Here is a 13,124-nt window from a genome sequence, read left to right as displayed (position 1 = left end):
TGATTCCTTGAGTCGTCGGGTCCGTTACGCGGCGGCGAGGGCGGCGGCCTTGTCGGCGCCCTCGTCCATGGTCGCGGCGAGCGTGATGAGCGGGTTGGCGGCGGCCTGGAGGATCGCGCGGCCCTCCTCGACCTTGTTGCCGTCGAGGCGGACGACGAGCGGCTTGGTGGCCGAGTCGCCGAGGATCTCGAGCGCCTGGAGGATGCCGTTGGCGACCGCGTCGCACGCGGTGATGCCGCCGAAGACGTTGACGAAGACGCTCTTGACCTGCTCGTCGCCGAGGATCACGTCGAGGCCGTTCGCCATCACCTGGGCGGAGGCTCCACCGCCGATGTCGAGGAAGTTGGCCGGCTTCACGCCGTTGTGCCTCTCTCCGGCGTAGGCGACGACGTCGAGGGTCGACATGACAAGGCCCGCGCCGTTGCCGATGATGCCGACCTCGCCGTCGAGCTTCACGTAGTTGAGGTCGTTCTCCTTGGCCTTCGCCTCGAGCGGGTCGGCGGCGTCCTTGTCCTCGAGCGCGGCGTGGTCCGCGTGGCGGAAGCCGGCGTTCTCGTCGAGCGAGACCTTGCCGTCGAGCGCGACGATGTCGCCCTCCTCGGTGAGCACGAGCGGGTTCACCTCGACGAGCGTGGCGTCCTCGCCGGTGTAGACGTCGTAGAGCTTCACCAGGACGGGCGCGACCTTGGCGATCAGCTCCTCCGGGAACTTCGCCGCGCGGGCGATCTCCTCGGCCTTGGCCTGGTCGATGCCCTGGCCGGGGACGACCTCGACGCGCGCGAGGGCGTCGGGGCGCTCGACGGCGAGCTGCTCGATCTCCATGCCGCCCTCGTAGGAGGTGAGCGAGAGGTAGGAGCGGTTGGCCCGGTCGAGCAGCACCGAGAAGTAGAACTCGCGGTCGATGCGCGCACCACCGGCGACCATGACGCGCTTGACGACGTGGCCCTTGATGTCGAGGCCGAGGATCGACTGCGCCGCGGCGAACGCGTCCTCGGGGGTCTTCGCGACCTTCACGCCGCCCGCCTTGCCGCGGCCGCCGATCTTGACCTGCGCCTTGACGACGGTGACGCCGCCGAGCTTCTCCGCCGCGGCGCGCACCTCCTCCGGCGTGTCGGCGACGATGCCCGGGAGCACGGGGACGCCGTACTTCTCGAACAGATCACGGGCCTGGTATTCGAAGAGATCCACGCTGCATTCCCATTCCGCGCCGAGCGCGCTTGCGTTTCGAGTTCGAGGTGGCCCGGACGACGCCGGAGTCTCGGCACTGTCCCTGGGCCGCGCCGAGTCTACTCCGCACCCGCCGGGGGCTTCCCGTGCGCCCGCTCCGCGCCCGTCGGACGCCCGCCGGGCGGCACCGGCTCCTCCTCCGCCCTCCGCTCCCGCGTAGCGTGGAGCCATGTCGTCGGCCTCCCGCACTCCGGACGTCTTCCGCGAGGGCGTGTTCCTGCTGGCGGGGGCGCGCGCGATCCTCCTCCAGATCGCGCACCCGGCGGTCGGGCAGGGCGTCGCCGACCACTCCGACTTCGTGCACCGGGCCGTGAACCGCCTGCACGGGACGCTCTCCTACCTCTACGTCCTCCACTACGGCACTCCGGAGGACGTCCGCGCCGTCCGCCGCCGGGTGAACAGGGCGCACGTGCCCGTCCGCGGCCCCGGGTACACCGCCTTCGACCCGGAGCTGCAGCGCTGGGTCGCCGCGACGCTCACCCAGTCGATGCTGCAGCTCTACGAGGGCGCCTTCGGCGCGCTGAGCGAGGAGGAGGCGGACGACATCGTGCGCCGCTCCGTCGTCGTCGGCGCCGCTCTGCAGATGCCCGCGGAGCTCTGGCCCGACTCCCGCACCGCGTTCGACGCCTACTGGGAGCGGGAGCTGGAGCGCCTCGAGGTCACGCCCGCCGCCTTCCGCGTCGCCCACGACCTCCTGGGCCCGAGCATCGCCGCCTGGTACCTGCGCCCGCTCGGCCCCTACCTCCGCCTGATGACCGCCGGCCTGCTCCCGGCGGCGCTCCGCGAGCCGTTCGGCTTCCGCTGGACCCCGCGGCAGGAGGCGCGGTTCGAGCGGGCGCTCTCGCGCACCTTCGCCGTCTACCGCCTCCTTCCCGCGAGCGTGAGGACGGCGCCCAGCCGCTTCTCCCTCGCCCGGGTCCGCCGCGACGCTCAGAAGCCGGCGACGACCTCCCAGCCCGCGTAGGCGGCGAGCTCCAGCCCGAGCGCCTGAGCGGCCGCCCGCGCCTCGTCGATCCCGCGCTCGTCGCGCACGTCGACGGTGACCGGCACGCTGTCGCCGAACCCCGCGATCTCGACCCGCGCGCTCGTCGGGCCGCTGTAGAGCGGCACGTGCGCGTCCGCGGTCCGGGAACCGACCACGCGCGAGCCGGTCGCCTCCGCGATCACCGCGAGGGCGAACGGAGCCGTCACCACCGCGTCCGTGTAGAGCGTCGCCTCGCCGCGCATCGCGCCTCCCGTCGTCCGACCCGCGGAACCGGGCCGCAGCAGTCCGACTGTAGGCAGCCGCCCGCGCCTCCCGCACCCCCTTCCGCTCGGCGCCGGGATGCGCACTCCCCGCCCGCCCGTGCTGAACATCCGGTGCGGATCGCTCGACGCGGCCCCCCGCCGGATCTACGGTGGATCACCCGGCATCCGCCGCGGCGGTCAACGACGACTGGAGCCTTGATGAGCATCACCGAACCCCGCACGGCCGAGGCCCCCGCCGCTCCCCCGTCCGCCGCCGGCTTCGGCACCCTCTCCGTCGCGGCCATCCTGGCGGAGGCGGCGCGGCGAACTCCCGACACGATCGCGATCCGCGTGGGCGAGCAGGCCGTCGACTACGCGACCCTCTGGCGGCAGACCCGGGCCTACGCAGGAGCCCTCCGCGCCCGGGGCATCGGCCCGGGCGACCGCGTGGCCCTTCTCGTCCCGAACGTCCCCGACTTCCCTCGCGGCTACTTCGCCGTCCTCGCGCTCGGCGCCGTGGTGGTCCCGGTGCACGCCCTGCTCAAGCACGACGAGATCGCCTACGTCCTCCGCGACTCCGGATCCGTCGCGCTCGTGTGCGCCGCCCCGCTGCTCGCCGAGGGGGCCGCAGGAGCGGACCTCGCCGGCGTCCCCGTGCTGAGCGTGATGGTGCCCGACGGCACGGCCTCGCCCCTTCCGCGCCTGGAGGACCTCGCCGCGGAGGCCTCGCCGATCGACGGCTACGTGCCCCGCTCCCCCTCCGACACGGCGACGATCCTCTACACCAGCGGCACCACCGGCCGCCCGAAGGGGGCGGAGGGGACGCACTTCGCGATCGTCTCGCAGTCGGACGTGCTGCTGATGAACACGTTCGACCTGCACCGCGGCGACGTGGTGCTCGGGGCGCTGCCGCTCTTCCACACGTTCGGGCAGGTCTGCGCGATGAACACGGCCTTCCGCACCGCCGCGACGGTCGTCCTGGTGCCGAAGTTCGACGGCGACGCCGCCCTCGAGGCGATGATCGCCCACGGCTGCACGGTGTTCGAGGGCGTGCCCACGATGTACGTCGCCCTGCTCGACGCCGCGACCCGGCGCGAGGACCGGCCGCCGCTGCGCTACGCGGTCTCGGGAGGCGCCGCCCTGCCCGTCGCCGTGATCGAGCGCTTCCGGGAGGTGTTCGGGGTCGAGATCTACGAGGGCTACGGACTCACCGAGACCTCCCCTGTCGCCACCTTCAATCACGTCGGAGTCCCGCCGCGGCCGGGCACGGTCGGCACGCCGATCTGGGGCGTCGAGGTCGAGGTCGCGCGCCCCGACGTGACCGACCGCGTCGAGCTGGTCCCCCGGGGCGAGCTCGGCGAGATCGTGGTGCGCGGGCACAACCTGATGAAGGGCTACCTCGGCAACCCGGCGGCGACCGCGGAGGCGGTGATCGACGGCTGGTTCCGCACCGGAGACCTGGGCACGAAGGACGAGGAGGACTACATCCGCATCCTCGACCGCACGAAGGACATGATCATCCGCAACGGCTACAACGTGTACCCGCGCGAGGTCGAGGAGGTGCTGATCGGGCACCCGGCCGTGCAGAACGCGGCGGTCTTCGGGATCCCGGACGAGCGCCACGGCCAGGAGGTGATGGCCGCGGTGATCCTCGCCCCGTCGGCGACCGCCACCGCCGAGGAGCTGATCGCCTACGCGAACGAGCACCTGGCCGCGTTCAAGTTCCCCCGCCGCGTCGAGTTCGTCGACGCGCTGCCCCTGGGACCCAGCGGCAAGGTCCTGAAGCGGGAGCTCGTCACGCGGTACGCCGGCTGACTCCTTCCGCGAGATGCCACGTGAGTACGCCCGCTACGGCGTGTCGCGTACTCACGTGGCATCTCGCAAGAGCTCTCGGGGGGGACCGCGCCGGTGTCGGATGCGGGCGTCCTCCCCGTTCTGGGGTATTGGACATCGAGTCCTAAGCGTCGAGGCTGGGGCGCTCCCGTCCGATCATGAGGAAGACCCGTGCCCCGCCGCTCCCTGCTCCCGCTGCCCACTGCCCGCCGAGGCACCGACCGCAGGCCGCTCCGCCTCGGCTCGCTCCGACTGACCCGGCTCCGGCTGACTCCGCTCCAGTGGATCGGGGCCGGAGCGACGGCGTTCGCCGCTCTCGTGGGTCTGCTCTCGGGAGGGTTCTGGTCGGCCGCGGTCCTCGTCGCCCTCATCGCGCTCATTACCGGCGTGTACGCGGTGGTCCTGGGTCGTCCGAGCTGGCTCGGGCTGTCGGGGGAGCGGCGCACTGGCGGGATCGTCGCGGCAGGCGCTCTCGCCGCACTGCTGATCTCGTCGAGCGCTTATGGTGCGACCGCCCCGACACCGCTCGCGGAGGCGCCTGTCGCGGCCACCACCGCGAGCGCGACGCCGGTTCCCGAGCGGACCGCCTCTCCGGCCCGCACCACCCTTCCGACGCCCACTCCGACTCCCACTCCCACGGTCGTCGTCACGACGACGACGGTCACCGAGACCTCCCCGGTCCCGCGCGGGAGCAGGAGCGAGGACGACCTTGCCGCCGATCTCGGGGTCGTGAGCGTCGTCCCGGGTGCAGACGGCGTCCTCACCCGCACCGTGGAGGTCGTCCAGCACGACGGCGTCGAGGTCTCGCGCTCGACGGTGTCGGAGACGATGACCACCGCTCCGATCGACGACGTCACTCGCACCGGCGTGCGCGTTCCGCCGCCTGCTCCGGCACCGGAACCGGAGGTCGAGGAGGCGGCGGGATGCGACCCGAACTACTCGGGCGCCTGCGTGCCGATCGACTCCGACGTCGACTGCGCCGGCGGATCCGGCAACGGCCCCTCGTACGTCTCCGGCCCCGTGACCGTGATCGGAAGCGACGTCTACGACCTCGATCGCGACGGCGACGGCATCGCCTGCGACTGAGCGGTCCCGCCGCGGCCGTTCCTCGAGCAGGTCCTCCTCGAGGAGCGGGTCGGACTCAGCCGAGCAGCGACCATACGGCGGAGGCGAGGACCGTGCCGACCACGGCCCCCGCGACGACCTGGGCGGGCGTGTGCGCGCCGAGGCGCACCCTCGACCAGAGCACCCACAGCACGATCGGCACGCTGACGAGGAGCGAGATCGGTCCGTACGCGATCAGCACGACGACCGCGCACGTGGCGACCACCGCCGCGTGCCCGGACAGCTTCCAGACCAGGTTGACCACGCCGACGGCGAGCACCACGGCCACCGTCACCACGCCGAACGTGGTCACCGCGGCGGGAGCGCCGAGCACGGCGAGCAGCACCAGGCCGACCGCGATCGACACCAGCGCCAGCGCGATCGGCAGAGCTCGCTCGCGCCGGTCCGGCACGTGGTGGTCGCCGTGGATCCGGCCGGTGCGCATCAGCAGGCGGATGACCAGGTAGGGCACCACGCCGACGAAGAGCGCCGCGAGCGCTCCCCAGGCGACGCCGAGCAGGGGCGGATCCGCGACGCGCGCGCCGACCACGACCGGCACGAGCACCGCGAGGACCGCCGGGGAGAACACCTCCGTCGCGAGCCGTGCGGCCGCCGAGCCGCCCGCCACCGGGCTAGATCTTCTCGATCGGCGCGACCTTGATCAGCAGCTTCTTCGCACCCACCTGGTCGAAGAGCACGTGCGCCACGCGCTTCGAGCCCTCGCCCGTCACCGCGTTCACGCGCCCCTCGCCGAAGTCGGTGTGCCGGATGCGGTCGCCCGCGATCAGCTCCAGGTCGCCGTTGTCGCGCACCATGCCGGTGATCCGGTTCGGGAACTCGCCCTTGGCCTTCGGCGCCGCGGCGAGCGCCTCCCGGAACTCGGTGTTCGAGCGCGACCGGCCGAAGCCGGGCCGCTGCGCGTTCAGGGCCCGGGGCTGCGTGCCGCCGCGCGAGGTCGCCGCACCGGGCGACTGGCGCCACTGGATCAGCTCGCCCGGGATCTCCTGCAGGAACCGGCTCGGCATCGCGACCGAGGTCTCGCCGTACTGCGCCCGGGTCATCGCGAGCGAGAGGTAGAGGCGCTTGCGGGCCCGGGTGATCCCCACGTAGAACAGCCGCCGCTCCTCGGCCGGTCCGCCGGGCTCGTTCGCCGAGATGCGGTGCGGGAGCAGGTCCTCCTCGATCCCGGTGAGGAACACTGCGTCGTACTCGAGGCCCTTCGCCGTGTGCAGGGTCATCAGCGAGACGGTGCCGGAGTCGTCGTCGAGGTCGTCGGCCGCGGCGACCAGCGAGACCTCGGTGAGGAAGTCGACCAGTCCGCCGTCCGGGTTGTTGCGGGCGAACTCCTTCGTGACGGCGACGAGCTCGTCGACGTTCTCGGCGCGTGCCTCGTCCTGCGGGTCGCGACTGGAACGGAGCATGTCGAGGTAGCCGCTGCGGGTGAGCAGCGCCGTCAGCACCTCGTGCACCTTCGCCTCGCCGCCCTCCCGCGCGGGGTCGAGCATCAGGGCGCACTCGTCGAGGAGGGTCGCGAGGTCGACGATCGCCTTCGTCACCTTCGGGCCCATCCCCAGCGAGCCGGCGTTGCGCATCGCCTCGCGCAGTGTCACCGCGTTGGTGTCGGCGAACGACTGCAGCTGCGCCTCCGTCGCGGGGCCGATGCCGCGCTTCGGGGTGTTCATGATGCGCCGCAGCGCGAGAACGTCGGCCGGGTTCGCCACCGTGATCAGGTACGCCAGGGCGTCCTTGATCTCGGCGCGCTCGTAGAACTTCGTGCCGCCCAGGATCCGGTAGGGCAGCGCGGAGCGGATGAAGATCTCCTCCAGTGCCCGGGTCTGGGCGTTGGTGCGGTAGAAGACCGCGATCTCGTCGTAGCCGGTGCCCGCAGCGTGCAGGCGTGCGATCTCGTCGACCACGAACTGCGCCTCGTCGTGACCCGAGTACCCGGTGTAGCCGACGATCTTCTCCCCGTCACCGCTGGAGGACCAGAGGTTCTTCGCGCGGCGGTCGAAGTTGTTCGAGATCACGGCGTTGGCCGCCGAGAGGATGTTCTGCGTCGAGCGGTAGTTCTGCTCGAGCAGGATCACCCGGCAGCCCGGGAAGTCGCGCTCGAACTCGACGATGTTGCGGATGTCGGCGCCGCGGAACGCGTAGATGGACTGGTCCGAGTCGCCGACGACGGTGAGCGAGGCCCCCGGGATCGAGCCGTCGGCCGTGACCGGCCCGCGGTAGGGACGGTCGAACCGCGCCGCCGCCATCGTCGCCGGCGGCACGGGCCGGGTCAGCTCGTGGATCAGCGAGTACTGGGCGTGGTTCGTGTCCTGGTACTCGTCGACCAGCACGTGGCGGAAGCGCCGCTGGTACTTCGCGGCGACGTGCGGGAAGGCGCGGAAGAGGTAGACGGTCTGCGCGATCAGGTCGTCGAAGTCGAACGCGTTCGCCCCCTCGAGGGCCCGCGAGTAGGCCCGGAAGACCTGGAGGAACATCTCCTCGTTGGGATCGCTGAGGTTCGCGGTCCGGGCGTAGGAGTCGACGTCGGCGAGCTCGTTCTTGAGCTTGGAGATCTTCGCGGAGGCGCTCGCGACGGTGATCCCGAGCGAGTCGGCCTCGAGGTCCTTCACGATGCGCTTGAGCAGCGCGCGCTGATCGCCCGAGTCGTAGATCGTGAACGACCTGGTCATGCCGAAGTTCTCGGCCTCTCGGCGCAGGATCCGCACGCACGCGGAGTGGAAGGTCGAGATCCACATCCCCTCGGCGCTCTGCCCCACCAGCTTCTCGACGCGCTCGCGCATCTCGGCCGCGGCCTTGTTGGTGAACGTGATCGCGAGGATCTGGCTCGGCCAGGCCTCGCCGTTGCCCAGGAGGCTCGCGATGCGCCGGGTGAGGACGCTGGTCTTGCCCGAGCCGGCCCCCGCGACGATGAGCAGCGCGTCTCCGCGGTACTCGACGGCCTCGCGCTGCTGGGGGTTCAGACCCGCGACGAGCTGCTCGTGCGCCGGGTCGGTGCGGGGCGCGTCCCCGGGGCCGCCGGGGGGACCGACGATGACCGGGGTGGCGCGGGAGTCGCTCGGATCGAAGAGGAAGCTCATGTCCCTCCGAGTGTAGATCGCCCCTCCGACACCGGGAGCGGTCAGGCGGTCCGCTGACGCGGCGCGGGCGAGGTGAGCGCCCCGCCGACGTCCAGTCCGCGCCACGCGAGGGAGAAGCCGAGCACGGCGAGCGCCGACGTCGACACCGCCAGGAGCTGCAGGAGGGCGAACGCGGTGAGGTCCTTGGTGTCGTCGGGGTAGTACTGGATGCCCTGGACGGCGAGCGCCGCGAGGAGCACCACCACGATCACGGAGCACACGAGGAGCAGGCGGTTCACGCCGCGCCGCGCGGGCCTCTTCGGCGCTCGGCCCACCTGGGCCCTGGTGGTCAGCCACGCGCAGGCGACGGAGGCGGAGGCCAGCGCGACGAGGTCGGCCCCCAGGACGTCGCTCGCCCGATGCCAGGACGCGGCCATCGTCAGGTTGCCGACCAGCACCACGACCGCGCCGCCCAGCGCGAGCACGACGGTCCGCGCCCGCCCGGGAACGACCATCGCCAGGGCGAAGACGACCGAGACGGCCGCCGCGGTGTGCCCGCTCGGGAAGCTGCCGCCGGTGTACCAGGAGTCGGTGTCGACCAGCTCGGGCCGCTCGAGGACCACGTTCTTGAGCAGCTGGGTGAGCCCGGCCGTGACGACGATCGAGCCGACGGAGGCGACGGCCAGCGCCGGGCGCCGCCGGATCAGCGCGATCGCCGCGACGAGCAGGGCGCCGACGACCATGGAGAGCGGGGTGACGTCCGCGAGCGCCCCGGCGGCGGCGCCGGTGGCCCGGCCGAAGACGAGGTCGGCGCCTCGGAGCCCCGAGTTCTCGACGCCCTGGCCCTGTGGGGTGAGCACGGCGAGCCAGTACACGGCGGCGACGCCGATCACGGCGAGGACGGCGGTGGTGATCCAGCGGCGGGTGATGCGCTCACGGGTGGACACGGGGCCTCCTCTCGAGGGTCGGGCGGGCGGTGGTGAGCCGATGATGCCAGCGCAGCCTCCGCGTCCGCTCGGCACGCGCCGGAGGAGCGCCCGATCGCCGGACCGGTCAGCCGCGGAGCAGGCGCTCCTGCTCGGCAGCCCGCGCCTCGATCGCCAGATCGGGCTGGTCGGCGAAGACGCCGTCGACTCCCGAGCGGAGGATCATCGCGAACTCCTCCTGCCAGCCGCCGTACTCCGCCGGGTCCTTCCCGCGCCGGTGCACCTTCTCGAGGAAGCGGTTCTCCGCGCGCAGCGTCCAGCAGTAGACCTCGAGCCCGGCCGCGTGGGCGTGCTCGACGAGCGGACCGGTCCCCGTCGCCCGGCCGGCCGCGTCCCGGGAGAAGAGCATGCTCTTGTCGACGCTGATGCCGTCGACCACGCCGGCGAGGTTCCGCAGTCCCGCGGGCGTGGTGAAGGCGGAGTAGGGGGCCGCGTCGGAGCCGTGGGCGGCCACGAGGTCGGGCGGGGCGCCGCGCGACTCGAGCAGGTAGATCCGGCGGGTGTCGACACCGCTCACCCCGAGCCGCTCCAGGACGGTCTTCTCGAAGCTCTCGATCGTGAGCCGCGGATCACGCGGACCCCAGCCCGCGGCGGCGAGCTCCTCGCGCAGCAGCACGTCCAGCGGCAGCCCGATCCCGGCGAAGTGCGTCGCGTGCTTGATCTCGGCGACGAGCCCCGGCGGAGCGAGCGGATCGTCCTCCGCCGCCCGGTCCAGCAGCGCCAGCAGCTCGCTGAAGCGCAGCAGCGGGAACTGCCCGTCGAACGTGGCGCTGGAGCCGCGCACGGCCGGCAGCCGCTCGCGGGCCCGCAGCTCCGACAGCTCGTCCCAGGTGAAGTCCTCGGTGAACCAGCCGGTGATGTCGCGGCCGTCGATCCGCTTCGTGGTGCGACGCGCGGCGAACTCCGGGCGCTTCTCGACGTCCGTCGTGCCGGAGATCTCGTTCTCGTGGCGCAGGACGAGCACGCCGTCGCGGGTCGCCACCAGATCGGGCTCCAGCGCATCGGCGCCCAGCGCGATCGCCAGCTCGTAGGCGGAGCGGGTGTGCTCCGGCCGGTAGCCGCTCGCTCCGCGGTGGCCGATGACGAGCGGTGACTGGCGCGCGGGCATGCCGCGATCCTACGGGCGGCACTGCGCGGCTCGCAGCGGAGTCGAGGTCCGCTCGAAGAGAACAGCCAGACTCTGAGAGGTGCTCTCAGATATGGTGGTGTCCATCGTCGCAGTCCTCTCGGATCCGCGGCGCACCCCGCACCCACAGCGACTCAGATCCGCGAGTTCCCTCGGAGACCAGCGCACCTGAGAGAAGAGGAACCATGGCAAGCAACAATCCGGCCTTCGGACGCCCGGAGTTCAGCAACCGCGGCTACGCCGGCCGCGTGCAGGACCTCCCGGACGTCTCCCCCGGCACGCTCGACCAGATGTACTCCCGTCCGGCCGCCGGCTCCGTCGAGACCGACCGGATGACCGTCGAGGACACCCTCGCCAAGACCGCCCTCGCCTTCGTCGTGCTCCTCGCGGGTGCGGCCGTCGGCTGGTTCGTCCCGGGTCTGATGCTCCCCGCCGTGCTCGTCGCACTGGTGCTGGGCATCGTCAACGCCTTCAAGAAGCAGCCGTCGCCCGCCCTGATCCTCGGCTACGCCGCGACCCAGGGCATCGCGGTCGGTGCGATCTCGAGATTCTTCGAGAGCGCGTACGCCGGAGCGGTCGTCCAGGCCCTCATGGCGACCGTCATCGTGATCGGCGTCACCCTGGCGCTGTTCATGAACGGCAAGATCCGCACCTCGCCGAAGCTCAACAAGATCTTCTTCATCGGCATGATCAGCTACGCGGTGTTCTCGCTGGTGAACCTGGGCCTCGGCCTCTTCGGCGTCGGCGGCGGCTTCGGTCTCCGCACCGGCTTCATCGGCATCGTGATCGGCCTCATCGCCGTCGCGCTCGCCACGTACTCGCTCGTGATGGACTTCGAGTTCATCCAGCAGGGCGTGCGCAACCGCCTCCCCCGCATCTACGGCTGGACCGGCGCCTACGGCATCCTGGTCACCGTCGTCTGGATGTACCTGGAGCTGCTGCGCCTCGTCGCGATCTTCCGCGAGTAGCACGGCGCACCACGTCCGACGGGCGCTCGACCTCCGGGTCGGGCGCCCGTCGTCGTTAACGGCCCCCGCCGTTCCCGGTGCTCTGCCGGGAGCGCCTGGCACGATGGAGCGATGAGCGCCGCAGACTCCCGGATCGTCGGCCTGGACGTCGCACGCGGCCTGGCCGTTCTGGGCATGTTCGCCGCCCACCTCGCCCCCGTCGCGAGCGAGATGCTCTGGAACGGCCGCAGCTCCGTCCTCTTCGCCGTGCTGGCGGGAGTGTCGATCGGGCTGATGACGGGCGGTGCGCAGCGCTCCTCGCGGCCCTGGCACGACACGGGGTCGATCCTGCTCCGCGGGCTGTACCTGCTCGTCATCGGCGTCGCCCTGACGCTGCTCGGGACGCCGATCGCGGTGATCCTCCCGCACTACGGAGTGATGTTCCTCGTCGCGGCGCTGCTGCTCTTCCTGCCGCGGGCGGTCCTCGCCGTGCTGGTCGCGGTCGCCGCGATCGCCGGGCCCCTCGCGGTCGACGCGCTGACGAGCGCCGGCGGCTCCTGGCTCTCGACCCTGTCGCCCGACGAGGCGCTCCTGGCCGCGCAGCCCCTCACCTGGCTCACCCAGTACTACCCGGTGCCGTCGTGGGTGGCGTACGTGGTCCTCGGCCTCCTGATCGCGCGCTGCGACATCCGGTCCGCGACCACCCAGCGCTGGGTCGTCGTCTGCGGCGCCGTCTCGGCCGTGCTCGGCTACGGCGGCGGGCTGCTGCTCGGGGGGCCGGAGGCGGTGGAGGCGCACGCCAGCACCACCGCCGAGCTGCTCGGGGCGGGCGGGGTCGCCTGCGTCGTCCTCGGCGCGCTGACGGCTCTGCTGCAGCGGCTGCCGCTCCTGGCGCGTGCGGCGACTCCGATCGCGGCCGTCGGTGCGATGCCGTTGACGATCTACTCGCTGCAGCTCGTGGCGCTGGCGGTGTACCTCGTCCCGTTCGAGCCGTTCGACTTCGAGGCGTGGCGCAGCTGGGCGCTGCTCGGCGTCTTCGTGGTCGGCTCGATCGTCGCCGCTCTCCTCTGGCGGCGGCTCGTGGGGCAGGGCCCGCTGGAGTGGCTGCTCGCGCGCGCGTCGCTGCGGCCTCGGGGTCCGCGTGCGGCGCTGGGTTAGGGTGGCCGGATGATCACGCGTCGCGAGGCCGCTCAGCGCCTCGACATCCCCCTCGAGATGGCGACGCGGCACGGTATCCCCACCCGCCTGTCGGAGGAGGAGCTCACTGCCCTCGAGCAGGATCCGCCCGCCTGGCTCGTCCAGTCGCGGGCGAACCGCACGGGCAGGCGCCCCGTGTGGGTGACTCTCGACTGCGCCGTCTGCGGCCGCTCCGAGGCCGCCCGCCCGAAGAAGTGGTGGCCCGAGTTCACGTTCCTCGTCTGCGAGGACCATTCCCCCGCCTCCTGGCCGCACCACCCCGAGGGCCACCGCCGCGACGAGTACGACGGCATCGGCACCCGCTTCATCGGCGTCCTCGACACCCCCGCCTGACCCGCGCTCGCGCGCCGGCCGCCTGCGCCTGCACCGGGAACGGCCCCGCAGGGGCTCGTTCCCCACCACCCGCACC

12 protein-coding genes are annotated in these 13,124 nt (G+C 72.3%); 6 read left to right on the top strand and 6 right to left on the bottom strand.

Annotated features, from left to right (window positions below; translation table 11 throughout):
* Positions 1-24: 24 nt before the first annotated feature.
* A complete protein-coding gene (gene sucC / locus C5D44_RS10615) occupies positions 25-1,188 on the bottom strand; it encodes an ADP-forming succinate--CoA ligase subunit beta (RefSeq protein ID WP_104276932.1) in 1,164 nt (387 codons plus the stop codon).
* Between the two features lie 208 nt (positions 1,189-1,396).
* On the opposite strand from sucC, the gene C5D44_RS10610 reads away from it, so the two are divergent.
* Positions 1,397-2,191, top strand: coding sequence for an oxygenase MpaB family protein (locus tag C5D44_RS10610; RefSeq protein ID WP_104281639.1), 795 nt, complete (start codon positions 1,397-1,399; stop codon positions 2,189-2,191).
* Here the strand turns inward: C5D44_RS10610 and C5D44_RS10605 are convergent.
* Positions 2,158-2,454, bottom strand: coding sequence for a hypothetical protein (locus tag C5D44_RS10605; protein WP_104276930.1), 297 nt, complete (start codon positions 2,452-2,454; stop codon positions 2,158-2,160). The genes C5D44_RS10610 and C5D44_RS10605 overlap by 34 nt on opposite strands.
* Positions 2,455-2,673: 219 nt before the next feature.
* On the opposite strand from C5D44_RS10605, the gene C5D44_RS10600 reads away from it, so the two are divergent.
* Together C5D44_RS10600 and C5D44_RS10595 are read left to right on the top strand one after the other, a co-directional pair.
* Positions 2,674-4,269, top strand: coding sequence for a long-chain fatty acid--CoA ligase (locus tag C5D44_RS10600; protein WP_104281638.1), 1,596 nt, complete (start codon positions 2,674-2,676; stop codon positions 4,267-4,269).
* 189 nt (positions 4,270-4,458) lie between these two features.
* Complete coding sequence (locus tag C5D44_RS10595; protein WP_146088031.1) at positions 4,459-5,373, top strand: G5 domain-containing protein; 915 nt, start codon at positions 4,459-4,461, stop codon at positions 5,371-5,373.
* A gap of 55 nt (positions 5,374-5,428) precedes the next feature.
* On the opposite strand, the gene C5D44_RS10590 is transcribed toward C5D44_RS10595, so the two are convergent.
* From C5D44_RS10590 to C5D44_RS10575, 4 genes are all read right to left on the bottom strand, one after another.
* On the bottom strand, positions 5,429-6,019 hold the full coding sequence (locus C5D44_RS10590) for a phosphatase PAP2 family protein (RefSeq protein ID WP_104281637.1): 591 nt from the start codon (positions 6,017-6,019) through the stop codon (positions 5,429-5,431).
* A gap of 4 nt (positions 6,020-6,023) precedes the next feature.
* The gene (locus C5D44_RS10585; protein ID WP_104281636.1) at positions 6,024-8,480 is read right to left on the bottom strand and encodes an ATP-dependent helicase; all 2,457 of its coding nucleotides are present in this window, start codon (positions 8,478-8,480) and stop codon (positions 6,024-6,026) included.
* A 41-nt stretch (positions 8,481-8,521) separates the two neighbouring features.
* Positions 8,522-9,406, bottom strand: a complete 885-nt coding sequence (locus C5D44_RS10580; protein ID WP_104276926.1) for a phosphatase PAP2 family protein — start codon at positions 9,404-9,406, stop codon at positions 8,522-8,524.
* Positions 9,407-9,512: 106 nt separating this feature from the next.
* Positions 9,513-10,553 (bottom strand): glycerophosphodiester phosphodiesterase family protein, encoded by a 1,041-nt coding sequence (locus tag C5D44_RS10575; protein WP_104281635.1) that lies wholly within the window; start codon positions 10,551-10,553, stop codon positions 9,513-9,515.
* A 203-nt stretch (positions 10,554-10,756) separates the two neighbouring features.
* Between C5D44_RS10575 and C5D44_RS10570 the strand changes: the two genes are divergently transcribed.
* The 3 genes from C5D44_RS10570 to C5D44_RS10560 all read left to right on the top strand — a co-directional run bounded on the left by C5D44_RS10570 (position 10,757) and on the right by C5D44_RS10560 (position 13,048).
* A complete protein-coding gene (locus C5D44_RS10570) occupies positions 10,757-11,539 on the top strand; it encodes a Bax inhibitor-1/YccA family protein (RefSeq protein WP_104276924.1) in 783 nt (260 codons plus the stop codon).
* Positions 11,540-11,650: 111 nt separating this feature from the next.
* Complete coding sequence (locus tag C5D44_RS10565; protein ID WP_104281634.1) at positions 11,651-12,676, top strand: DUF418 domain-containing protein; 1,026 nt, start codon at positions 11,651-11,653, stop codon at positions 12,674-12,676.
* A gap of 9 nt (positions 12,677-12,685) precedes the next feature.
* The gene (locus tag C5D44_RS10560; RefSeq protein ID WP_104276922.1) at positions 12,686-13,048 is read left to right on the top strand and encodes a DUF5997 family protein; all 363 of its coding nucleotides are present in this window, start codon (positions 12,686-12,688) and stop codon (positions 13,046-13,048) included.
* The last annotated feature ends 76 nt before the right edge of the window (positions 13,049-13,124 follow it).

Origin of the sequence: Rathayibacter sp. AY1B5 (assembly GCF_002932795.1) — a bacterium.
Taxonomy (GTDB): Bacteria; Actinomycetota; Actinomycetes; order Actinomycetales; family Microbacteriaceae; genus Rathayibacter.
The sequence above is the reverse complement of the archived record's forward strand: the minus strand, read 5'-3'. Positions and strand labels throughout refer to the sequence as shown.